This window comes from Bacillus sp. 205(2023) (genome assembly GCF_037027485.1).
GTDB classification, from domain to species: Bacteria; Bacillota; Bacilli; order Bacillales; family Bacillaceae; genus Bacillus; species Bacillus halotolerans.
On the sequence record NZ_JAXCHF010000005.1, the window covers coordinates 150951 to 175145 of the forward strand.

The 24195-nt window shown below is 45.6% G+C and carries 22 protein-coding genes and 1 pseudogene; 15 read left to right on the forward strand and 8 right to left on the reverse strand.

The genetic code is table 11. From position 1 onward, the window contains the following. Positions 1–143: 143 nt before the first annotated feature. Both WA325_RS14195 and WA325_RS14200 read left to right on the forward strand, forming a co-directional pair. Entirely contained in the window at positions 144–1109 is a 966-nt protein-coding gene (locus WA325_RS14195) for an L-lactate dehydrogenase (protein WP_336183830.1), read from the forward strand. Positions 1110–1141: 32 nt separating this feature from the next. Continuing rightward, a complete protein-coding gene (locus WA325_RS14200) occupies positions 1142–2767 on the forward strand; it encodes an L-lactate permease (protein WP_336183831.1) in 1626 nt (541 codons plus the stop codon). A gap of 41 nt (positions 2768–2808) precedes the next feature. Here the strand turns inward: WA325_RS14200 and bmr3 are convergent, their stop codons facing one another. Beyond that, positions 2809–4347 (reverse strand): multidrug efflux MFS transporter Bmr3, encoded by a 1539-nt coding sequence (bmr3, locus tag WA325_RS14205; protein WP_105955378.1) that lies wholly within the window; start codon positions 4345–4347, stop codon positions 2809–2811. 112 nt (positions 4348–4459) lie between these two features. Between bmr3 and WA325_RS14210 the strand changes: the two genes are divergently transcribed. The 3 genes from WA325_RS14210 (at position 4460) to WA325_RS14220 (ending at position 6459) form a co-directional block, all read left to right on the forward strand. Continuing rightward, positions 4460–4924 carry a MarR family transcriptional regulator gene (locus tag WA325_RS14210; RefSeq protein ID WP_336183832.1) on the forward strand — a complete coding sequence of 155 codons (465 nt, stop codon included), beginning with the start codon at positions 4460–4462 and terminating at the stop codon, positions 4922–4924. A 74-nt stretch (positions 4925–4998) separates the two neighbouring features. Continuing rightward, on the forward strand, positions 4999–5628 hold the full coding sequence (locus WA325_RS14215; RefSeq protein ID WP_105955376.1) for a LysE family translocator: 630 nt from the start codon (positions 4999–5001) through the stop codon (positions 5626–5628). Positions 5629–5697: 69 nt separating this feature from the next. Then, the gene (locus WA325_RS14220) at positions 5698–6459 is read left to right on the forward strand and encodes a YqcI/YcgG family protein (protein ID WP_105992140.1); all 762 of its coding nucleotides are present in this window, start codon (positions 5698–5700) and stop codon (positions 6457–6459) included. 1 nt (position 6460) lies between these two features. On the opposite strand, the gene WA325_RS14225 is transcribed toward WA325_RS14220, so the two are convergent. Beyond that, entirely contained in the window at positions 6461–7801 is a 1341-nt protein-coding gene (locus WA325_RS14225; RefSeq protein WP_105992139.1) for an amino acid permease, read from the reverse strand. Between the two features lie 129 nt (positions 7802–7930). Here WA325_RS14225 and WA325_RS14230 point away from each other — a divergent pair, with 129 nt between their 5' ends. Both WA325_RS14230 and nadE read left to right on the forward strand, forming a co-directional pair. Then, positions 7931–8527 carry a DUF1989 domain-containing protein gene (locus WA325_RS14230; protein ID WP_044161986.1) on the forward strand — a complete coding sequence of 199 codons (597 nt, stop codon included), beginning with the start codon at positions 7931–7933 and terminating at the stop codon, positions 8525–8527. Positions 8528–8660: 133 nt separating this feature from the next. Next, positions 8661–9479 (forward strand): ammonia-dependent NAD(+) synthetase, encoded by an 819-nt coding sequence (gene nadE / locus WA325_RS14235; protein ID WP_336183834.1) that lies wholly within the window; start codon positions 8661–8663, stop codon positions 9477–9479. Positions 9480–9557: 78 nt separating this feature from the next. On the opposite strand, the pseudogene WA325_RS14240 reads toward nadE, so the two are convergent. Beyond that, positions 9558–10102 (reverse strand): annotated as a pseudogene (locus tag WA325_RS14240) (tunicamycin resistance protein). 54 nt (positions 10103–10156) lie between these two features. Next, positions 10157–10945, reverse strand: a complete 789-nt coding sequence (locus WA325_RS14245) for a sugar phosphate isomerase/epimerase family protein (RefSeq protein ID WP_336183835.1) — start codon at positions 10943–10945, stop codon at positions 10157–10159. 393 nt (positions 10946–11338) lie between these two features. Between WA325_RS14245 and WA325_RS14250 the strand changes: the two genes are divergently transcribed. Continuing rightward, positions 11339–11899, forward strand: coding sequence for a shikimate kinase (locus WA325_RS14250; protein WP_024120152.1), 561 nt, complete (start codon positions 11339–11341; stop codon positions 11897–11899). A 28-nt stretch (positions 11900–11927) separates the two neighbouring features. Here the strand turns inward: WA325_RS14250 and WA325_RS14255 are convergent, their stop codons facing one another. Continuing rightward, a complete protein-coding gene (locus WA325_RS14255) occupies positions 11928–12689 on the reverse strand; it encodes a class I SAM-dependent methyltransferase (RefSeq protein ID WP_095714444.1) in 762 nt (253 codons plus the stop codon). Between the two features lie 115 nt (positions 12690–12804). On the opposite strand from WA325_RS14255, the gene WA325_RS14260 reads away from it, so the two are divergent. From WA325_RS14260 to putR, 7 genes are all read left to right on the forward strand, one after another. Beyond that, positions 12805–13755, forward strand: coding sequence for a LysR family transcriptional regulator (locus WA325_RS14260; RefSeq protein ID WP_336183836.1), 951 nt, complete (start codon positions 12805–12807; stop codon positions 13753–13755). 157 nt (positions 13756–13912) lie between these two features. After that, on the forward strand, positions 13913–14869 hold the full coding sequence (gene cah, locus WA325_RS14265; RefSeq protein ID WP_336183837.1) for a cephalosporin C deacetylase: 957 nt from the start codon (positions 13913–13915) through the stop codon (positions 14867–14869). An 81-nt stretch (positions 14870–14950) separates the two neighbouring features. Then, positions 14951–15733 (forward strand): nucleotidyltransferase domain-containing protein, encoded by a 783-nt coding sequence (locus WA325_RS14270; protein ID WP_024120156.1) that lies wholly within the window; start codon positions 14951–14953, stop codon positions 15731–15733. A 188-nt stretch (positions 15734–15921) separates the two neighbouring features. After that, a complete protein-coding gene (gene putB / locus WA325_RS14275) occupies positions 15922–16833 on the forward strand; it encodes a proline dehydrogenase PutB (protein WP_081638229.1) in 912 nt (303 codons plus the stop codon). A 16-nt stretch (positions 16834–16849) separates the two neighbouring features. Next, the gene (gene pruA, locus WA325_RS14280) at positions 16850–18397 is read left to right on the forward strand and encodes an L-glutamate gamma-semialdehyde dehydrogenase (RefSeq protein WP_044161972.1); all 1548 of its coding nucleotides are present in this window, start codon (positions 16850–16852) and stop codon (positions 18395–18397) included. 91 nt (positions 18398–18488) lie between these two features. Beyond that, a complete protein-coding gene (putP, locus tag WA325_RS14285) occupies positions 18489–19943 on the forward strand; it encodes a sodium/proline symporter PutP (protein WP_442895284.1) in 1455 nt (484 codons plus the stop codon). Positions 19944–20095: 152 nt separating this feature from the next. Next, positions 20096–21331: a proline utilization transcriptional regulator PutR gene (gene putR, locus WA325_RS14290; protein ID WP_336183839.1), complete on the forward strand. Its 1236-nt coding sequence runs from the start codon at positions 20096–20098 to the stop codon at positions 21329–21331. Between the two features lie 36 nt (positions 21332–21367). On the opposite strand, the gene WA325_RS14295 is transcribed toward putR, so the two are convergent. From WA325_RS14295 to WA325_RS14305, 3 genes are all read right to left on the reverse strand, one after another. Continuing rightward, complete coding sequence (locus tag WA325_RS14295) at positions 21368–22225, reverse strand: TIGR03943 family putative permease subunit (RefSeq protein ID WP_248337540.1); 858 nt, start codon at positions 22223–22225, stop codon at positions 21368–21370. A gap of 4 nt (positions 22226–22229) precedes the next feature. Then, a complete protein-coding gene (locus tag WA325_RS14300; RefSeq protein WP_336183840.1) occupies positions 22230–23117 on the reverse strand; it encodes a permease in 888 nt (295 codons plus the stop codon). Positions 23118–23214: 97 nt separating this feature from the next. Beyond that, on the reverse strand, positions 23215–24069 hold the full coding sequence (locus WA325_RS14305; protein ID WP_105955363.1) for an alpha/beta fold hydrolase: 855 nt from the start codon (positions 24067–24069) through the stop codon (positions 23215–23217). Positions 24070–24195: the final 126 nt, after the last annotated feature.

Here is a 24195-nt window from a genome sequence, read left to right on the forward strand (position 1 = left end):
ACCATCATAGATGGTTTCTTTTTTGTTCATAAATCAGACAAATCTTTTCTCTTGCAAAAGTTTGTGAAATGTTGCACAATATAAATGTGAAATACTTCACAAACAAACACCAAAGATAAACAAACACTGGAGGATGAGGATAAATGATGAATGAACGTGTAAATAAAGTAGCTTTAATCGGAGCGGGTTTTGTTGGAAGCAGTTATGCATTTGCGTTAATTAACCAAGGGATCACAGATGAACTTGTGGTCATTGATTTAAATAAAGAAAAAGCAATGGGCGATGTAATGGATTTAAACCACGGAAAGGCGTTTGCGCCGCATCCGGTCAAAACATCTTTCGGAACATATGAAGACTGCAAGGATGCTGATATTGTCTGCATCTGCGCCGGAGCAAACCAAAAGCCTGGTGAGACACGCCTTGAATTAGTAGAAAAGAACTTAAAGATCTTCAAAGGAATCGTCAGTGAAGTCATGGCGAGCGGATTTGACGGCATTTTCTTAATCGCGACAAATCCGGTTGATATTCTGACGTATGCAACATGGAAATTCAGCGGACTGCCAAAAGAGCGAGTGATCGGAAGCGGCACAACACTTGATTCTGCGAGATTCCGTTACATGCTGAGCGAATACTTCGGTGCAGCAGCACACAATGTGCACGCTCATATTATCGGCGAACACGGCGATACTGAGCTTCCTGTCTGGAGCCACGCGAATATCGGCGGAGTGCCGGTCAGTGAACTGGTTGAGAAAAACGAAGCATACAAACAAGAAGAGCTTGAACAGATCGTGGATGACGTGAAAAACGCCGCTTATCATATCATTGAGAAAAAAGGCGCGACGTATTATGGCGTTGCGATGAGCCTTGCGCGAATCACAAAAGCGATTCTCCATAATGAAAACAGCATTTTAACAGTCAGCACATATTTAAACGGACAATACGGAGCAGATGACGTGTACATCGGAGTGCCGGCTGTCGTCAACCGCGGCGGAATCGCTGGCATCACTGAGCTGAACTTAAATGAGAAAGAAAAAGAGCAGTTTAACCACAGCGCCAATGTGCTCAAAAACATTTTGAAACCGCATTTTGCAGAACAAAACATCAACTAGAACGCAACTATAGAGTAAAGGGCTGATTGTCAATGTGGGAGCAGTTGTATGATCCGTTTGGAAACGAGTATGTGAGCGCACTGGTTGCGCTCACACCGATTCTCTTTTTTCTCTTAGCTTTAACCGTTTTTAAGATGAAAGGCATTCTTGCGGCATTTCTGACCCTAGTTGCCAGCTTTTTGGTTGCCGTATTGGCATTTCACATGCCGGTTGAAAAAGCCGTTTCTTCTGTTTTATTAGGCATTGGAAGCGGTTTGTGGCCGATCGGCTACATTGTCCTGATGGCAGTGTGGCTCTATAAAATCGCTGTGAAAACCGGGAAGTTTACCATTATTCGTTCCAGCATTGCCGGCATTTCGCCTGACCAAAGATTACAGCTATTATTAATCGGTTTTTGTTTTAACGCATTTTTGGAAGGCGCGGCCGGCTTTGGTGTTCCGATTGCAATTAGTGCGGCGCTGCTCGTCGAACTTGGCTTTAAACCGTTAAAGGCGGCGGCGCTCTGCTTGATTGCGAATGCTGCCTCTGGAGCCTTTGGCGCGATCGGGATACCGGTGATTACAGGCGCGCAAATTGGAGACTTGTCTTCTCTTGAGCTGTCTCGGGCATTGATCTGGACACTGCCGATGATTACTTTTCTGATTCCGTTTTTACTCGTGTTCTTATTAGACCGGATGAAGGGAATCAAACAAACCTGGCCTGCCTTGTTGGTTGTCAGCGGTATATATACAGCGGTTCAGACGCTGACAATGGCTGTGCTCGGACCGGAATTAGCTAACATTTTGGCGGCGCTGTTCAGTATGGGCGGGCTTGCGCTTTTCCTGCGCAAGTGGCAGCCAAAACAGATTTACCGTGAGCAGGGAGCCGAAGAAACTGGTGAGAAAAAGAGATACAGCACCGCAGACATTGCCAAAGCGTGGTCTCCTTTCTACATTTTAACTGCGGCGATCACCATCTGGAGCCTTCCTGCATTCAAAGCGCTTTTCCAAGAAGGCGGGCTCTTCTATCAGACAACGCTTTTGTTCAAGATGCCTTTTCTGCATCAGCAAATTATGAAAATGCCGCCCATTGCCCCATCTACCATGCCGCTTGATGCGATTTTTAAAGTCGATTTGTTATCGGCGACAGGTACAGCGATTTTAGCCGCAGTCATCGTTACAGGACTGTTCAGCAAAAATTTCTCTTATCGGGATGGCTTCAGTTGCTTGAAGGAGACAGGGAAAGAACTGTGGATGCCGATAGTCACGATCTGCTTTGTGATGGCGTTTGCCAATCTGGCCAACTTCGCGGGGCTCAGCTCTTCCATCGGGCTGGCACTGGCGAAAACAGGCGATTTGTTCCCGTTTGTGAGTCCTGTTCTCGGCTGGATCGGCGTGTTCATTACTGGCTCAGTTGTCAGCAATAACGCTCTGTTCGGGCATTTGCAGGTTGTCACCGGAGCACAGATCGGTGCCGGATCTGATTTGCTGTTAGCCGCAAATACGGCGGGCGGGGTGATGGCGAAGCTCGTTTCTCCGCAATCTATCGCCATTGCCGCTGCCGCGGTCGGCCAGACAGGGAAGGAATCAAAGCTGTTTAAACGGACAGTGATGTATAGTCTGATTCTGCTATTGATCATCTGCATATGGACGTTTATTCTTGCAAGATTAGGTGTTTAATAGAAAAAAAGCAGTACACTCGAGGTGTACTGCTTTTTGTATTAATTTGCTTTCTTCGTCATTTCCTCAGTTGTTTTGACTCTTGTTTTTCCCATGAACAAAACGGTGATCGCTGCGAGAACAATTGGAATCAAAGCAAGTAAAAAGACATATGTGATGCTTGATGACATGGCGTCGATGATCCGGTTCAGAATCGCATCAGGGATCTGTGATCGTGTGCCGGCTTGGAAAATCGCCTGTGGATCACCGATATTCTGCGGAGCGCCTGAGCCGGCGGAGCCTTTCATCCCGCTGAAGGCATCGCTGAGCTGGTTAGTGAACACGTTTGTCTGAACCGTGCCGAAAATCGTGACCCCGAGCGTCATGCCGAATGATCGTAAAAATGAATTCGTGGAGTTGGCCGTTCCCCGAAAACGAGGTTCAAGATCATTCATGGATGCTGCCGGGAGCAGCGAGAAGTTAAAGCCTACGCCGAAGCCTGAAATCATCATAAAGACAGTCAGCCATACGCGCGCTGTGTCCGGCGTCATATTGGAAAGCAGCAGCATGCCGATAAAGAAAGATATGACGGAAATCAGCATCAGATTGCGGAAGCTTGCCTTCGTTTGGAAGATTCCGCCGATCATACTTCCGATCACTGATCCGATCATCATCGGTGTCAGAATGAAGCCTGCGCTTGTCGCTGAGCTGCCGTATACCGCCTGTACGAAAATCGGAATAAATACTGCTAAAATAATGAATGTTCCGCCATAAAGAAAAGCGAGAATCTGCGCTGTGGCAAACAAGCGATTCTTAAACATCCAGAAGGAGATAATCGGTTCTTCCGCTTTTCGCTCCACAATAAAAAAGGCAATAAAGAAAACAGCGAAAATGATAAACAGGCCAATGATTTGAATCGAATTCCAGTCGTATGTTTTGCCGCCGAGCTCAAGCGCAAACATCAGGCACACAATGGATACGACTAAAGTAATCGCGCCGCCCCAATCAATTTTCTGCTTTTTATGCTCCAGCGATTCTTTGTAATAGCGAATGATGAAAAACAATGACAGTGCACCGATAGGGACGTTGATGTAAAACACCCAGTGCCAGCTGATAGAGTCTGTGATAATAGCGCCTAACAGCGGGCCGAGAACACTTGATAATCCAAATACAGCGCCGAACATGCCCGACATTTTTCCGCGTTTTTCCGGCGGAAACAAATCAAAGATAATCGTGAAGGCAATCGGCAGGAGCGCTCCGCCTCCAATCCCCTGAATGGCCCGGTAGATGATCAGCTGGTTCATTGTTTGTGCGATTCCGCATAATGCCGACCCGATTAAGAAAAAGATAAGTCCAAACAGGAAAAAACGTTTTCGGCCGTACATGTCGGAAAGCTTGCCGTAAATCGGCATTCCAGCCATCACCGCTACCATGTAGGATGCAGTTACCCATGCAAATTTATCAAAGCTTCCAAGATCAGCCACGATGCTGCCCATCGCTGTGGCAACAATTGTATTGTCCATCGCGGACATTAAGATGCCCAGCAAAAGACCGAGAACCACAAATTTAGTGGAAGGATTTTTTGCGGCTGTTGTATCCATTTAATCTGCCTCCTCTACCTTTTCTAAGTAAGGTTTGATATCATGATAATAGTTTGATTATTAATTATCTCGATTATCAAGATAAATTTGATTTTATAGGGAGGACTGTCAGTTGTCAACAAGAGATTCCAGAAGTGAGTTGGAAAAGACTGCCGTTCAGCTTTTTCGGAAATTGGGCACAAGAACGGTTCTGTTTCATCAGGCAGCCGCTCAGGCTCTCGGTCTGTTTCCCACCGATTTGAAATCAGCTGACATCTTAAATGAAGCGGGGCCAATGACGGCCGGCGAACTGGGAAAAAAGACGGGACTCAGCACGGGTTCCGTTACGGCGCTTGTTGACCGCCTCGAAAAAGCGGGGTATGTGACGCGCGAAAAGGATCCGCACGACCGCAGAAGAGTGATTATCGTGCCTTTAACCGCTTCTAAACAGCATGTGAAGGATTTGTTCCGTTCACTGTCAGAGTCGACGATGGATCTGTGCCGCGAGTATACGGAGGAGGAATTGGAACTGATTTTCGGTTTTATCGGCAAAGCCTCCGATATTATAGAGGAAGAGCTTGACCGCTTGAAACAATAGGTGATTTTTGTGCATAGCTTGGCCCGTTCCCGAATAAATTGTACAAGTTGAGTAAGAGAGGGGAGTACGGGTCGGTGAACATTTTTTTGAGTTATATTGTGCTGGGGCTGTCCTTGTCTGCGCCTGTAGGACCTGTCAATGCGGCGCAAATTGATAAAGGCATTAAAAACGGGTTTTGGCATGCATGGATTTTTGGTTTAGGCGCCATGACAGCGGACGGACTGTACATGCTTTTTATCTATTTCGGGCTGTCGCAGTTTTTGACCGCTCCATTCGTGAAAACATTTTTGTGGCTCTTCGGCTTTTTTGTTCTGACCTATACCGGAATTGAAACACTGAAAAATGTTAGAGAACCGATGGATGTACGAAGCTCGCGGGGAAAACCGTCTTACAGGAAAACGTTCACTTCGGGTTTCCTTATTTCACTGTCAAATCCTTTGAGCATCCTTTTTTGGCTTGGGATTTACGGAAGCATACTTGCGAAAACAGCAGAGGCCTACAATATGAATCAGCTTCTGATCTATAGCTCCGGCATCATGATCGGCATATTAATCTGGGATTTTTGCATGGCTATTACAGCCAGCATGTTCAGAAATCTGCTTCATGAAAAGCTCTTGAGAGGATTAACCGGAATTGCAGGTATATCCCTTCTTGTATTTGGCTTTTACTTCGGTTATCAGGGCATCAAACAGTTATTGGGCTGATTCATGAAGGACAGTCACCCGCCGCCTCCGGTTTTAATATAGTATTCAGACGATACTGGAGGTGGATCAATGGTGAAGGGGATTTACACCAAAAGTTTTCTGGAACGTATGCAAGAAGAGCTTCCTGAATGGCAAAGAATCGCTTTTGAGCTGCTGGCAGAAACTGTGGCGGATGACGCGGATACGTTTCCATGCATTCCCGGACGCCAGGCGTTTCTGACTGATCAGCTTCGCATTGCTTTTGCCGGAGATCCGCGGGAAAATCGGACAGCGGAGGAACTGGCTCCATTGCTTGCGGAGTACGGCAGGATATCGCGGGACACTGGAAAATATGCATCCCTCGTTGTGTTGTTTGATACACCGGAGGATTTGGCTGAGCACTATTCAATTGAAGCATACGAAGAGCTGTTTTGGAGCTTTTTAAATAGACTGAATCATCAAGACAAAAAAGAGTGGCCGGAAGACATTCCGGCCGATCCCGAGCATTATAAATGGGAGTTTTGTTTTGACGGCGAGCCGTACTTTATTCTGTGCGCTACACCGGGGCATGAGGCGAGAAGAAGCCGGAGCTTTCCCTATTTTATGATCACGTTTCAGCCAAGATGGGTGTTTGATGACTTAAATGGATCAACCGCATTTGGACGCAACATGAGCAGGCTGATCCGATCCCGGTTAAAAGCCTACGATCAAGCCCCGGTTCATCCGCATTTAGGCTGGTATGGAGGAAAGGATAACCGTGAATGGAAACAGTATTTCCTCCGTGACGACGAACAACAGGTATCAAAGTGCCCGTTTTCTTATTTAAAAAACATGTTCAACAAAATGAAATAAATCACGGGCTGGCAGGGCGGTCTTTATGTCCCTGCTTTTTTTGATAAATCATGGTAACGATGGCAATGACCACGAGAAAACCTATGCTCACAAAAAAACCGGGCCGGCTTGATTTTTCAAACAGTGTACCGGATACAGCTGCTGCAATCAGAACCATGGCTAAATAAATTTGCGTTTTTCCCAATCCTTCAGGATCAGTCAGCTTTTTGCTGGAGAACAGGATAAACAGCCAAGTGTATAAAAGCATAAGTCCCGCAGCAGTCGTCATGTGCTCATAAATGTTTTTGGGCAGCACTAAAGACAGAATGATGGATAGGACAAGTCCCGCAAACGTCAATCCCAGTGCCGGCCAGCATATTTTTTTGCCTTCCTTTAAGGTAAAGCATTTTGGCGCGTCACCGTCATCTGCCATCGTACAAAGCAATGTCGTAACGGCAAAAAGCGAAGCAACGAGGGTCGAGAATCCGGCGATGATGAAAATGCCATTAAATATATCAAGGATGATCTCAAGGTTATATCCTTTTAATGACGTAATGAACGGGCTGTCCTGCTCAGTAAACCTGTGCAATGGAACAAGCAGCAAGGCCAGTCCAATCGAAATGATATAAATAATCGCCAGCGTCGCCAGCATCAGTTTTCCTGATTTAGACGCCTCCTCTGGTTTTTTTAAGTGAACCGCCATCAGCCCCATGACTTCAATTCCGCCAAATGCGTAAAACGCGTAGATTAAGCCTGTCCACAGCCCCATGGCACCGTATGGGAAAAACTCACTCGTCTTATTTGGAACCTGTACATCGGGCCTTCCGCCGGACAGGATGCCGCATAATGCAAGAATGGCAATGACAATGAACATAAAAATAGCGGCTGTTTTGATGACGGCCAGTACGTTTTCAGTCTTCTCAAAAACAGACAGCCCGGTAAAAATAATGAGAAGCCCCAGTACAGCATAGATGGAGGCAAATACCCACAGCGGCACTTGAGGAAACCAATGCTTCGTAAATAACGAAATGGCTGTCAGCTGGCTTCCGGTAATCAGCATTTCAGATGACCAGTACACCCAGCCGTTGCTGAAGCCGGCCCACCTGCCAAACGCTTTTCGCGCATACGCACAAAACGAGCCTTTTTCAGGCTGCTTTGCCGACAGCTTGGCAAGCTGCTCGAATACAAAATACGTGCCGATCGCTCCAATTAGAAATGAAAGCAGAACGGAAAATCCGCTTTTCACAATTGCGATGCTGGAACCGAGAAAAAATCCTGTTCCGATTGTGCATCCTATCCCGATTAATGAAAGCTGCCACCAAGCCAGATTTCCTTTTTCTTGGTCTTTTTTTGTTTGACTCATTTACATTCAACCCCTTTTATCTAAGGTTAGATTGCAACCCGCGCAAGGCTTATATGCATCGGATTTTTGCCTCTTTTTACATGGAGGCGATGGTAAACGTTCATACTAATAGAAAAAGGAGCGAAGCGGATGACACAGCAATATATTGTTCAGCCGAAGAAAGGGCTCGGCCTGAAGCTGAAAAAGGGACAGATTTTGAAGGTGGTTGATGTAGAGGGGCAGCAGGTTGCTGATTTTGTGGCGTACCACGCAAAGGATTTTTATGAGCATCTTGATCAGGGAGCGACTATTGATGCCAATCATTCCATTCATGTGAAGGTCAACGATCATATTTACTCTAATTTGTATAAACCGATGCTGACGCTCATTGAGGATACAGTCGGCAAGCATGACTTGCTTCTGCCGGCCTGCCGTCCTGATATGAACAGGCTGTTATACGGAAAACAAAAGGACGAGTTCCAGGATACGTGTTATGACAATATGAACAGGGCGCTTGAGCAGTTCGGCGTGCCGAAGCCGCATATGCATTATCCGTTTGCGATTTTTATGAATACCGTTCTGGATGAGAAGGGGAATCTGTCTGTGGAAACGCCGCTGTCAAATGCCGGGGATTACGTCAGACTCAGAGCGGAGATGGATTTGGTTGTCGCGTTTTCTTCCTGCCCGATTGAAAAAGGAAAGTGCAATGGCGACAGTGTGACGTCCATACGGGTTGAAGTCAGCTGATCTCTCTTATTCACTATGAAATAAGACCTGTGCTATAGTTAATATGGATACATAACAGTCATGATTCATTTTCATTGATTCGGGGAAATGAACAGTAAGAAACAAGCGAAAATGTACAGGAGGAATGATTGGGATGAGCATGCAGGAAAAGATTATGCGTGAATTACATGTGAAGCCCTCAATTGACCCAAAGCAAGAAATTGAGGACAGAGTCAATTTTTTAAAACAATATGTAAAGAAAACCGGCGCTAAAGGACTTGTGCTTGGCATCAGCGGGGGACAGGATTCAACACTTGCGGGAAGACTTGCTCAGCTTGCGGTGGAAAGCATTCGCGAGGAGGGCGGAGATGCTCAATTTATCGCGGTCCGTCTTCCGCACGGCACACAGCAGGATGAAGATGATGCTCAGCTCGCTCTGAAATTCATCAAGCCGGATAAATCATGGAAATTTGACATTCAATCAACAGTCAGCGCTTTTGCGGACCAATATCAGCAAGAGACAGGCGATAAGCTGACAGACTTTAATAAAGGAAACGTAAAAGCGAGAACGAGAATGATTGCTCAATACGCGATCGGCGGCCAAGAAGGCCTTCTTGTGATTGGAACAGACCATGCGGCCGAAGCCGTGACTGGTTTCTTTACGAAATACGGTGACGGAGGCGCAGATCTCCTGCCGCTGACAGGTTTAACAAAGCGTCAGGGAAGAAGCCTGCTGAAAGAGCTGGATGCACCGGAACGCTTATACTTAAAAGAACCGACTGCCGATCTGCTGGATGAAAAGCCGCAGCAGTCCGATGAAACTGAGCTTGGCATTTCCTATGATGAGATTGATGATTATCTCGAAGGAAAAGAAGTATCGGCGAAGGCGTCAGAAGCGCTGGAGAAACGCTACCGCGTGACGGAGCATAAGCGCCAGGTCCCAGCTTCTATGTTTGATGACTGGTGGAAATAATATGAGCCCACTCTTGGAGTGGGCTTTTTATTTATTGATCCATTTGCATGTATCAGGGACCTGTTTTCAAAACGTCTTTTATTTGATGCGGATATGATTCAGCTTCACCATCAATCTGTCAGTGAATCTTCGCAGGCTGCCTCTCGAATCAGGCTCAAGCGGCAGATTTGCTTGGGCAGCGATCGTTTCTGCGACCTGCTGAATAGACATTTGGTCTGTATGGAGATGTTCTGTGAAGAGGCTATCAGACAGGCTGTTGATGCAGCGGTCGATTTGTTTTGCGGCCCAGGAGTTTTTTCCTTCCGCTCTTGTGCGCAGGCGATTCAGCAATGTTTCCTTTGAAGCCAGCAGGGTAAAGTGGTGAATGGTCCGGCCATCCTGTCTCAGCCTGCCGATAATGTCATCGAAGTATTGATCGTTCGTAATGGTCATGGGCACAATGATGCTGCCCTGATATGTATCTGACAAATAGGAAAGCATGCTGTAATTGAATTCCCGCCACAGAGGGTAGCTTTGAAAGTCGTCTTTAGCGATATCCGGCGGTACGGTTTCAGCCTTCTGTGCAGTTCAAACGCTGTTTGTGTTTTTCCGGAACCGAAAGCCCCATTTATCCAAATGATCATCATGATATCCCCCTTTTTGTTTATGATACAAAAAAAGACCCTTCGATCGAAGAGTCAGCGGGAAAAAACAGACGTATATTCGCGGAGCGATTCCTTTATATGCGTAAAGGCATGTTCTCCAAAATACTCAAGAGAAACAAAACCATCATATTGTCTGTTCATCAGCTCTTTTAAAAATGCTTTTTGATCGAGATCTCCTTGAAAAATCGGAGTTGGCTCGCTCAGATACCAGTTATCAAAGTTCCAGCGGTAGTTTTTCAAATGGATATGGCTGATCGTATGAAAGGTTTTTTCTAAAGCGGGCAGCAGGTCAATTCGGTTCACGTGCAGATTTGACCCGTCAAAAATCGTTCGGAGTCTCGGATGGCCGACATCCTTCAAAAATGTTAAAGCAGCTTCAGGTGTATCGGCATACGTATCGTAGTGAATTTCCAGACCGATATTCACCTCATAGCCGTCTGCCATTTGGGAAGCCTGCTGGAATTGTTCAACCGCACGCAGCCATTTTTCCGGTGACGTTCTGTTTGACGCCTGATTGCCGGCAAATACGCGAATAAGCGGGCTGTGAAGCTGTCTCGCCGCCCGAAGTCCTTTTCTCACTGCTTCTTTTGTTTCTTCTTCTCCTTGTGTCACAAAATCGGTGTATAAGCTGACCACGGGCACCTTCAATTTATGCTGCTGCAGCAGGGTATAAAGGCCGTCCAGCGGCCCGAAGTCCTGTTCATATTGTTCGATGTGGCCGTACCACAAATCAATCCCGTCAAAGGACTGCTCCTTCGCAAAGGAAATGACGTCCATTACATTTTGCTTTTTACATCCGGTTGTACAAAAGCTTATTTTCATCTCACATCCCTCCCGTCATCTTTTTCCCTGATGAAAAACGGATAAACGCAGAGAGAGGAAGGGCGTTTAATCATTTAATGCTTTTTTGCGTCGAAGTATTAAATTATTTCTGAAAATGTTGTACAATGAATGTCATCCGGACAAGAAGGTTATTGAACGCAAAAAAGAAACGGAGCCGACTGCTCAAAAACACGTTTCGTCATGTTACATCTTTTATTCTGCATCACGGCTATTAACATATTGACTGCGGAGCGGTTCTGTTAGTTTATTGTAGGGAAGCTTGACCGGATGACGATGAAATAGAGGTTGCCCGAGCCGGTACCTATATAAATATTCGCAAAATCAGCATATAATGAAGATAAACTTTCATTCCTTAGGAGGATTTCGCCGAAGATGAACGCTAAACGAGCCATCCCAGTAAGAGAAAGAAATATCGTCCTGATTGGATTCATGGGTGTAGGAAAAACGACAATCGGCCAATTGGTCGCTAAGAAATTATATAGAGATTTTATCGATATTGACCAAGAAATCGAAAAGGATTTCAACATGTCGATCCCTGAGATGTTTGAAAAAAAAGGTGAGGACTTTTTCCGTAAAACAGAAAAAGAATATATCCTGAATCTATGCCACCATACAAGATTTAAAATTGTCTCACTTGGCGGAGGCTCTTTTAAACAAGAGGAAATCAGAAAGTGCTGTCTCGAACATTGTCTGGTGCTTCACCTCGATCTGTCTTGGGAGAACTGGAAGCAGCGCGCGGATTTGCTGATCGAAAGCCGTCCGGTGCTGCATAACCGGTCAATGGATGAAATGGAGCAGCTGTTTAACGAGAGAAAAGTCATCTATGACAAGCACAATTCAAAAGTGGAAACAGACAACCTTGCTCCTGAAGAGATTGCAGATTACATTGTGGAGACGTTAAAAATCGGTTGGGATCTTTATCAGCCAATGTAAAAGCCGTGCGGTATGCACGGCTTTTTTTTTATCGCTTCACGCCTTGGATCAATATTGCTTTTAAGCAAAAGGATTCAGGCTTTCCGTTTTGATTCAATTCGAGGCAAAAGGTGTCACGGGCTTCGTCAGACGCGTTGTTCAAATGGCTGATGATACGCTGTTCCCGATCGGCGGGGGTTCCGCCTCTTTTGATCCAGCTGTTGTATTCAATCGGCAAATTCCACTTTTGGATTTCTTCATAGCCGAGCTGGTTGGCCGTAAACATTGACTGCCATTCCGATAATGAACTTTCGCGTACATGAGAAGGATCTCTGAGCCGGTTCAAATGATTGACAAACTCATCAAGATCAGGAGCTTCAGGCGCGTAGTGATCGACCAGGAAAAACCGCCCGTTCTTTTTCAGCACGCGTGCAACTTCACTGACGGCTTGATGAACATTGGAAAAGTGGTGAGCCGCATATCGGCAGGTGATGACATCAAATGAATCGTCAGGGAAAGGAAGCTCCTCTGCCGTTCCTTTCTGAAAGTGTACATTGCCAGCGCCTTTTTCTTTCGCAAAAGATGAAGCAACGTCAACCATTTCTTGCGTCGCATCAATGCCGATGCATTCTTGGACGTAAGGGGCAAAAGCCAGCGCTGTATGGCCCGCTCCCGCTCCGACATCAAGCACTCGCTGCTCTGCGCGGCATTCCGCAGTTTTGATCAGCATCGCTAAATCTTCACCCTCAGCAAATACCTTCTCATCACGGTACATCTCAGCATTTTTCGAAAACGGAGTTTCGTTTGGCAAGTGAACCAGCTCCTTCAATTTTGGTGGTGATATGGATTATGTTAGCAATGTCTGTTATGATTCGTCCAAGATATAAAAATGATGAATTCGATAGTTTCAACCTATGGAGGCTGAAATGGATATTAAAGTGATGGAATATGCTGCGGAAATTGCCCGCCGCCAGAGCTTTACAAAAGCGGCGGAGCACCTTCATATCGCCCAGCCTTCTCTCAGCCAGCAAATCAAAAAGCTGGAGATGGAACTTGGGCTTACTCTTTTTCACAGGTCACACGGCTCTGTTACGCTGACACCGCACGGCCGCCGTTTTATTGAAAAGGCTGAGGACATCATTCGATCAAGGGATGACTTGCTGCGGGAGATGCAGGAGCGTTCTCAAGGACTGGGACACAAGCTTTCGATCGGGATTCCCGCTGTAACAGGGAGATATATTTTTCCTCCGCTGCTGAAGCAGTTTTTGGCGCGTTATCCCCATGTGGAGGTTCAGCTTATCGAAAAAGACCCGGCTGCCTTAGAGGAGATGACGGCAAAGGGAGAGGTTGATCTTTCTGTTTTATCCTTGCCGATCGAGGATGAGAGTCTCTCCATCGAACCCTTGCTGACGGAGCCGATCGTTCTTGCCGTACCAAAGGAAAAACAAAGGTGGATGCCGACCGACATGACTGCATTGATTGATAAAGCGCTGGAAAGAGAGGGGAGCCGGCCGCCGTGTGTGCCGCTTGAGATGGCAAAGCACGTTCCTTTTATTTTGCTGAAGGAGGGCTACGGTTTTCGCCGGACGGTACTTGACCTATGTGCGGAAAGCGGCTTTAAGCCACACGCGGCGTTTAAAACGAGCCACATCGAAACCGCGCAATCCCTTGTGGCAAACGGTTTGGGGGTAACACTGGCGCCAAATATGGTCAAAAGAGACAAAGACCCGGGTGTCATCTATTTATCTCTTCAATCCGCGCCTTCACGCACTCTGGTTTTTGTATTTTTAAAGAACCGCTATGTCAGTCTGACCGCTCAGGCCTTTATGGAACTGAGCCGGGAATCGGTTAAACAAACGTTTGATCAAGAAGAGTGAATATGGTGTTCAAGGATAGAAGGATATTCATCACAAGATCAAATGCACGTCGAGGGATTGAATCAGAAAACAGATGTTAAAAAATTTAGAAAATAGATTCAAAACGTGATAGTATAGAATAAACTAAATCTTATTAAACAAAGGAGAATAATCGGAAATGCAACTATTCGATATGCCGCTCGACCAATTGCAAACGTATAAGCCTGACAAAACTGCCCAAAAAGATTTTTTTGAGTTTTGGAAATCCTCTTTGAATGAGCTTGCCAAAGTTCCAGCAGTTCCTGACTTACAGCCGGTTGATTATCCTGCTGATGGGGTGAAGGTATACCGCCTCACATATAAAAGTTTTGGGAATGCCAGCATTGCCGGGTGGTATGCGGTGCCTGACAAAGAAGGCCCGCATCCGGCGATCGTGAAATATCACGGCTACAATGCAAGCTATGACGGAGAAATTCATGAAATGGTCAATTGGGCGCTGCACGGATACGCTGCGTTCGGCATGCTTGTCCGCGGCCAGCAGGGCAGCGAGGACACCAGTATTTCTCCGCACGGACACGCATTGGGCTGGATGACGAAAGGAATTCTTGATAAAGATACATACTACTACCGGGGAGTTTATTTGGACGCCGTCCGCGCGCTTGAAGTCATCAGCAGCTTTGATGAAGTCGACGAAACGAGAATCGGCGTGACGGGCGGAAGCCAGGGCGGAGGCTTAACCATTGCGGCCGCGGCTCTGTCAGATATTCCGAAAGCCGCTGTTGCTGATTATCCTTATTTAAGCAATTTCGATCGGGCCATCGATGTGGCGCTTGAACAGCCGTATCTCGAAATCAATTCCTTCTTCAGAAGAAATGGCAGCCCGGAAACAGAAGAGCGGGCCATGAATACACTAACGTATTTCGATATTATGAATCTGGCTGACAGGGTGAAGGTGCCTGTACTGATGTCGATCGGGCTGATTGACAAGGTTACGCCGCCTTCTACTGTGTTTGCGGCCTATAACCATCTGGAGACAGAAAAAGAGCTGAAGGTGTACCGCTACTTTGGGCATGAGTATATCCCTGCCTTTCAAACGGAAAAGCTTGCCTTCTTTAAGCAGCATCTTAAAGGCTGACAGACGTGAAGAGCCGCCGCATCATCGGGCGGTTTTTTTCTGCAAACAGCCGGAATGAAAAAAGACGGGAGACGAATATATATGAAACAAAGAATCATTGATGAACTAAAACGAATTGAGCAGGAATACAGCGTTAAAATCGTGTATGCCGTTGAATCAGGGAGCCGTGCTTGGGGATTCCCATCGCAAGATAGCGATTATGATGTCCGCTTTATTTATGTGCCGAAAAAAGAGTGGTATTTTTCAATTGAGCAGGAGCGGGATGTCATTGAAGAGCCGATCCACGATTTGCTGGATATCAGCGGCTGGGAACTGAGAAAAACGCTGCGTCTTTTCAAAAAATCAAACCCTCCGCTGCTTGAGTGGCTGTCCTCAGACATTGTGTATTACGAAGCTTTTACGACCGCAGAGCAGCTGAGAAAGCTGCGAAGCACAGCGTTTAAGCCTGAAGCCAGTGTGTATCACTATATCAATATGGCAAAAAGAAACGTCAAGGATTACCTGCAAGGGCAAGAGGTGAAAATCAAAAAGTATTTTTACGTGCTGCGGCCGATACTGGCGTGCAAGTGGATTGAAAAGCACGGAACCATTCCGCCGATGGATTTTACTGTCTTGATGAATGAACTGATTACAGAACCCGAACTGAGAGCAGAGATGGAAACCTTGCTTGAGCGCAAAAGAAAAGGTGAAGAACTGGATCTTGAAGCAAGAATTCATGTAATTCACCAATTCATTGAAACGGAAATTGAAAGGATTATGGAAGCGGCTAAAACGCTGAAAATCATCAAAAAAGATATCACGCCTGAGTTGAATCGTCTGCTTTTGAATACTGTTGAAGAAGTGTGGAATGATGGAGGAAGCTGAGGGTTACTGTCGCTTCCTCTCTCCATTTTTCGACAGGAAGTCCCCCGACTTTCTAACTATCTGATTGTGAGAAACCCACAAAAATAATCAGAATCTTTGTATTTTGAGAATATTGTGAACGACGGTTTTGTCCATTTACAATAAACTCATACAAATACTTCTTAGATTGCGGGGTGTTGAGGTTGGAAGTGATCACAAGAGATTTTTTCTTATTTTTATCCAAAAGCGGCTTTCTCAATAAGATGGCGAGAAACTGGGGAAGCCGGGTGGCAGCGGGTAAAATTATCGGCGGGAATGATTTTAACAGTTCAATCCCGACCATTCGACAGCTTAACAGCCAAGGCTTGTCAGTTACTGTCGATCATTTAGGCGAGTTTGTGAACAGCGCCGAGGTCGCAAGGGAACGCACGGAAGAATGCATCCAAACCATTGAGACCATTGCGGATCAGCAGCTGAACTCACACGTTTCTTTAAAGATGACGTCTTTAGGTCTCGATATAGATATGGATCTGGTGTATGAAAATATGACGAAAATCGTCCAGACGGCCGAGAAGCATAAAGTCATGGTCACCATAGACATGGAAGACGAGGTCAGATGCCAGAAAACGCTTGATATTTTCAAGGATTTCAGAAGGAAATACGAGTATGTAAGCACGGTGTTACAGGCCTATCTGTACCGGACGGAAAACGATATTGACGATTTGGATTCTTTGAAACCGTTCCTTCGTCTTGTAAAAGGAGCATATAAGGAATCAGAGAAAGTGGCTTTTCCGGAAAAAAGCGATGTCGATGAGAACTACAAAAAAATCATCCGAAAGCAGCTCTTAAATGGTCACTACACAGCGATCGCGACACATGACGATAAAATGATCGATTATACAAAGCAGCTTGCCAGGGAAAACGGCATTTCCAATGACATGTTTGAATTCCAGATGCTGTACGGCATGCGGTCGCAAACCCAGCTCAGCCTCGTAAAAGAAGGTTATAACATGAGAGTCTACCTGCCTTACGGAGAGGATTGGTACGGCTACTTTATGAGACGCCTGGCAGAACGTCCGTCAAACATTGCATTTGCTTTCAAAGGAATGACGAAGAAGTAAAAAAGGAGAGATTACAATGACAACACCTTACAAACATGAACCATTCACAAATTTCCAAGACCAAAACAACGTAGAAGCGTTTAAAAAAGCGCTTGCGACAGTAAACGAATATTTAGGAAAAGACTATCCGCTTGTCATCAACGGTGAAAGAGTGGAAACAGAAGCGAAGATCGTTTCAATTAACCCGGCTAATAAAGAAGAGGTAGTCGGCAGAGTCTCAAAAGCTTCTCAAGAGCACGCCGAGCAAGCAATTGAAGCTGCGGCTAAAGCCTTTGAAGAGTGGAGATACACGTCTCCGGAAGAAAGAGCGGCTGTCCTGTTCCGCGCGGCTGCCAAAGTCCGCAACAGAAAGCATGAATTCTCCGCTTTGCTCGTAAAAGAAGCAGGGAAGCCTTGGAACGAGGCAGATGCCGATACGGCTGAAGCGATTGACTTCATGGAATATTATGCACGCCAAATGATTGAATTGGCAAAAGGGAAACCGGTCAACAGCCGTGAAGGCGAGAAAAACCAATATGTATACACGCCGACTGGCGTAACAGTCGTTATTCCGCCTTGGAACTTCTTGTTCGCGATTATGGCGGGAACAACAGTAGCACCGATCGTTACCGGTAACACAGTTGTTCTTAAACCTGCGAGCGCAACGCCTGTCATTGCTGCGAAATTCGTTGAGGTTCTTGAAGAATCCGGTCTGCCAAAAGGCGTTGTCAACTTTGTTCCTGGAAGCGGAGCGGAAGTCGGTGACTACCTTGTTGACCATCCAAAAACAAGCCTTATCACGTTTACGGGATCAAGAGAAGTCGGTACGAGAATCTTCGAACGTGCGGCAAAAGTTCAGCCAGGCCAGCAGCATTTAAAGCGTGTTATCGCTGAAATGGGCGGTAAGGATACAGTTGTAGTGGATGAGGATGCGGACATTGAATTAGCGGCTCAATCCATCTTCACATCTGCATTCGGCTTTGCGGGCCAAAAATGTTCTGCGGGTTCACGTGCTGTTGTCCATGAAAAAGTGTATGATCAAGTATTAGAGCGCGTTATTGAAATTACAGAATCTAAAGTAACGGCAAGCCCTGACAGCGCAGATGTTTACATGGGACCTGTCATTGACCAGGGTTCTTATGATAAAATTATGAGTTATATTGAGATCGGAAAAGAGGAAGGCCGATTAGTAAGCGGCGGCACTGGTGATGATTCAAAAGGATTCTTCATCAAACCGACGATCTTCGCTGACCTTGAACCGAAAGCAAGACTCATGCAGGAAGAAATTTTCGGGCCTGTGGTCGCTTTCTCTAAAGTATCAAGCTTTGACGAAGCATTAGAAGTGGCCAACAATACTGAGTACGGTTTAACGGGAGCGGTGATTACAAACAACCGCAAGCACATTGAGCGTGCAAAACAAGAATTCCATGTTGGAAATCTGTACTTTAACCGCAACTGTACAGGAGCCATCGTCGGCTACCATCCGTTCGGCGGCTTCAAAATGTCCGGCACAGATTCAAAAGCCGGCGGTCCGGATTACCTGGCACTGCACATGCAGGCAAAAACAATCAGTGAAATGTTCTAAAGCGGGACTAAATGGGCATCCTCCCTGCGGGGGTGTCCATTTCATCCATATACTATAAAAAAGAGGAGGAAGTGCCATAGAAAACACACAGCTGATTATTTCAATTTGTATTTATATGGCGGGGATGCTGCTGATCGGCTACTTTGCCTACAAACGTACGTCAAACCTGACGGATTACATGCTGGGAGGACGTTCCTTAGGTCCGGCTGTAACCGCTCTCAGTGCGGGAGCTGCCGATATGAGCGGCTGGCTGCTGATGGGGCTTCCGGGCGCCATGTTTTCAACTGGACTAAGCGGCGTTTGGATTGTGTTCGGGCTTTGCCTTGGAGCATGGGCAAACTGGCTCTACGTCGCGCCGCGGCTGAGAACATATACAGAAAAAGCGGGGAATTCGATTACGATTCCCGGATTCCTTGAAAATCGTTTCGGAGATCAAACAAAGCTCCTCAGACTGTTTTCAGGAATTGTCATTTTAGTCTTTTTCACATTTTATGTATCGTCCGGAATGGTGTCCGGCGGCGTCTTGTTCAACAGCATCCTGGGAATGAATTATCACACCGGCTTGTGGGTGGTGACAGGTGTTGTTGTCGCGTACACCCTGTTTGGGGGCTTTCTGGCTGTCAGCTGGACAGATTTTGTTCAGGGGATCATTATGTTTGCAGCACTTATTCTCGTTCCTATCGTTACGTTTTTCCACACCGGGGGAATAGGTGATACAACTGCTGAGATCCGCTCTGTGGACCCTGATATGTTTAATATTTTTAAAGGAACCAGTGTTCTTGGCATCATTTCATTGTTTGCCTGGGGCTTGGGCTACTTTGGCCAGCCGCATATCATTGTGCGCTTTATGGCGATTACGTCTGTCAAAGAGATAAAAAGAGCGCGAAGAATCGGAATGGGATGGATGATTCTTTCGGCAGTCGGCGCAGTGCTGACAGGTTTGGGCGGAATCGCTTATTACCATCAGCGGGGCATGGCATTGAAGGACCCGGAGACGATTTTTATTCAATTAGGAAACATTTTGTTCCACCCAATTATCACAGGTTTTCTGATTTCTGCGATTTTAGCGGCCATCATGAGTACGATTTCTTCCCAGCTGCTTGTCACATCAAGCTCTTTGGTAGAGGATTTGTATAAGTCGATGTTCCGGCGCTCAGCTTCTGATAAAGAACTGGTGTTTTTAGGGCGTCTGGCTGTGCTGGCTGTTTCAATTGTCGCGTTAGTTCTGGCATGGGAGAAAAACAATACCATCCTTGGATTGGTCAGCTACGCGTGGGCGGGCTTCGGTGCATCTTTCGGGCCGGTTGTACTGCTCAGTCTGTTTTGGAAACGAATGACCAAATGGGGGGCACTCGCCGGCATGATTGTGGGAGCAGCAACTGTAATCATTTGGGCGAATGCCGGTCTTTCGGACTTTCTGTATGAAATCATACCTGGTTTTGCTGCGAGTCTATTATCTGTCTATATCGTCAGCGTATTGACGCAGGCTCCGTCACAAGATGTTACAGACCAGTTTAAAGACTACCAAGATACGATGTCACAATAAAGATCGAAAGGAGGAGGAAGGGGATATCCCTTTTTCCTCTTTTCTCCTTTTAAGACGCTGTTTTTTCTTTTGGAAACAAACGTATTTTTTTCTATACAAAAAGACCCCGTATGGATATGATTAAAGTAAAAAAAGTATAGGAGAAAAAAGGTATGGAAGAGCTTTTAGAGAGAGTTTTTTCATTTTCAGATGTTGATAAGCTGATTGACTTTATCAGCTATGAACTGCAAAAACCAGTGATACTGGAAAGCGCGGATTTCTTTTTGTTAGCCTACAATTCTTACTATATTAACCATTTTGATTCTGCGAACCAGCAGACTATTTTTTCAAAAAAATGTCCGGTTCAGATTTTTGAGAGGTTTTTGAAGGACGGGATCATTGAAAAGCTGAAAACAGAACCTGAGCCTTTTCGCGTCAATAAAATTGAGAGCATTGGGTTAAATCAGAGAGTAGTCGTGAGTGCGAAGCATAAAGAGGAAGTCATGGGCTACATCTGGATTCAGGAACTGGATCGTGATCTGACAGACGAAGAGCTCGACTTTTTGTACGAGACCTCCTTCCATGTCGGAAAAATTATTTATAAAGCGAACAAGCTGAAACAGGAAAAGGAAGAAAGAGCTGAGGACCTCATCAAACGGGCTATCTATCAGCAATTTATTTCTGAAAAGGAGCTCAGGCGCGAAGCTGAGAGAATCAACACCGTGCTGCCTTCTGTGTTTTCAGTTGTCATCCTGCACGCCGCGAATGGGGATGGGGAAGCGGTGGAAGATTTAAAGGAAAATATCAGGTCTTACCTGAATTTGCGGGATAAAGTCAGTCATGTCTTAACGATAGAATCCAATATTGTCATCGTCGTAGCGAGTTTTTCCCAAAAAAGCTCCGCCTCCTCAGCAGCTGCTGAATTCATTAACAAGCTGTTAACGCATTTTCACTTTCAAAAAATTCCTACCCCTATCTATATCGGTATCGGAAACGAATATGACCACATCTTAAAGCTCGGAAAAAGCTATACAGAAGCATTGGAAGTCATTAAAGCCGCAGAAATAACCGGCAACCAGGAAAACATTCCATATGAATATGAGAAGCTCGGTATTTATCGTTATCTAGAAAGCATTGAACAGAAAAATGACTTTTTGGAATACGAGAATAAGGATTTGGCTTTACTAAAAGCGAAAGACCAAGAAAGCAGCACCGAGCTGCTGAAGACGCTGGAAATCTATCTCCTCAACAACTGCAAAACAAAACCAGCCGCAGAACAGCTGTTTATTCACCAAAACACATTAAATTACCGCATCAAGCAGATTCTTGAGATGACCTCCATCGATTTAAGCGATTTCAGAACGCGATGCCAGCTCTATCTTGATTTGATGCTGATGAAAAAGAAATAAAAAAGAAACCAGTACTTGTACTGGTTTCGTCTTCAATTAAAATCCTCTGTAAACATACGGATCATCAGGTTTTTTAATGGTGTTCCAGTCCGTCACTTTCACGACAGGGAGGGTGGATTTGAATGGCTGATAGTATTCTGAGGACAAAGTGCCTTTGATATGAATCCATTCATCATCCTTAATATCCATGTCCTTCGGAAATTCCACAAGCATCCCGTAAACGCCGGAATCAGCGATACAGTGAATAATGCCAAACCGCAATACGAAGAGCTGGTTTTTGTTAATCGCGTTTCCTTTATACGCAAATCCATGAAACTCAATCGTCCGTCCGAGAAATTCACCCGGATAGTTATAAATGGTTTCCATTCCTTTTAAGAAATCGTCATCGGTCAGAGAAATATCTTTTTTACCAGAATATTTTTTATACAGCTGTTTCATCTGCTTGTCATAGCTGTCTTGAGCATAATAAAGGCTGGCATCAGGCCGCAGATACTGGGTTTGGGAGTAGTGGTCTCCGCTTTCCATGGCCTTAAACGAGAATCCTTTCGTTTTGACGATGGATGAGTCAAGCGTCGCAATCGGAAAAAAGATGCCTGACACCAAAGGGAAAATAAAAACAAGATAAATAAAATACCGCTGATAAAATGGTTTGTTTTGTTCATGGTCATGCTCATGATCATGGCCGCAGCCGCAATCATCGTCATGATGATGCCCGCCTTTTTCAGGCGATTTGATAAATAAATACGCTTGAACCGCTGTCAAAATGGCCAGCAGGAAGATCGCAATAAAGGAAAGATAGGCATATTTCATATTGATATATTTTGTTAGATTTCCTGAGGTATGCAGATGATAAAAGAAAAACGTAAATCCCATCAGCACCAATAGACGAAACATCCAATCACCCCTTTACAAGTAGTGATCCCGCTAAAACGATCACGACAATATACGTCATCAGCAGGAAAACAAATCGTTTTTTGAAGGCCGCAAGCATCATCAAGAGATTCTTAATATCAACCATCGCACCGAAGACGAGAAAGGCGATGAGCGAGCCTAAAGAAAATGTGCTGCTGAAGGAAGACGCAATAAATGCATCCACTTCTGAACATAGCGACAAGACAAACGCCAGGCCCATCATCACGAGGGAAGAAGATACATCATTCTGTCCGATCGCAAGCAGAGTGGATGTTTTGACGTACGTCTGCATCGCAGCTGCGATAAAGGCGCCGATGATTAAATATTTCCCCACGGAGAAAAATTCATCAATGGCGTGACGCAAGGTCCCTCCCAGCTTTTGAAGCAGGGTGTGGTGATGATGATGATGATGATGCCCGGATTCATCAGGCTTTAAAAGCTGGTTATCCTTAAATTGATAGGATAAGATGATGCCGATGATCACCGAAACGGCCAGCGCCAGCCCGCCCCGGTAAAAGACAACGCTCCATCTATTCCCGAATGCAATATACGTAGAAAACAAAACAATGGGATTGATGATAGGAGCAGTCAGCATAAAAGCAACGCCTGCATGCAGAGGAACTCCTTTTAGCAGAAGCCGCCTCGTAATCGGGATAATGCCGCATTCGCAGGCGGGAAATAAGATGCCGGCAAGCGCACCAAATAAGACTGCGAGAAACCGGTTTTTCGGCATGATCCTTGCAATCATTTCTTCAGAAACAAACATTTGGATGATTCCGGACAAAATGACGCCAATCAGAATAAACGGAATGGCTTCTATTAAAATACTGATAAAAATAGAATTCAGCTGAAGAAAAGACGATTGTGCTGTCACAATAAAACCTCCGCTCATGGTAAGCTGCCTCTGATTATATCACGAAAAAAGGCACTGATTGTTTGACGGAGGAGGAGGAAGGATCGTTTCACCTTGTTTAGGATTCCAAAAATTCGAGTATGATTCTATCTGTTTCAGCAGCTTCTTTCCCAAGCCAAATCAGGTGCCCCCACGAGTGAATCAAACAGAGAGCGGCGTCAGGAATGTGTTCTTTTGCATGATGTGCATGTGACAAGTCGACAAATCCATCGTAAACGCTTTGCAGAATCAGTACGGGGCATGTGATGGCCTGCAGCTCTTTTGAAGAGACAGCGGCGGTTTGTGGCAAGTCGAGCAGGAATCCTTCACCTGAGCGCTGCCGGCTGTTCATTTTTCGAAATGCTTCTATGTCTTTTTCATCCATCATGGACTTGATTCGCTGAAACGAAAGCGTGCTGAATTGCGGACTCATGGCTCGAAACACCAAACGCGGGAAGGCGTTATTCAGAGAAGAAGTCAGCTTCCATATCCACTTTTCCATCGGCGGGCGGAAGAGGATTCTCCCAACTTTGTATTCCGTGTCTTGAGGGGTGAGCCATCCTTTGGTGACCGCGGATTGCAGGGTCAGAGTGTTTGTCCTTTCTGGATAATGTGAGGCAAAGCATATGCCGCTCGGGCCGCCTGCTGAGATGGCAATCACATGGACGCTGTCGATTTGTAAATGATCTAATAGCTTCACATAGAAACGGCAGGCGTCGGCAAGACTTTTTCCAATCTCTTTTGACGTTCGTCCGTAGCCGGGCCTTGAAGGCGTGATGATGGAGTACCCGTGCTCGAGCAGCGACGTGTAGCCGAATTCCTCGTAACAATTTGAATGCCCGCCATGCATGACAAGAATGGGGGCTCCCTTGCCTGTCACAGAATATTCTAGTGTATGTCCTTCGAAAGTGATCGTTTCGACTCGTCTTTTCATCTGTTTCTCCCATTTGTTTTCTGCCTATTATAGGGTTTTCAACAATTTACCACAAGGAGAAGAAATGAATAAACAAAGGCACGGAAAATATGATATACTTTGTATTGATATTCATTCTCAATTAAA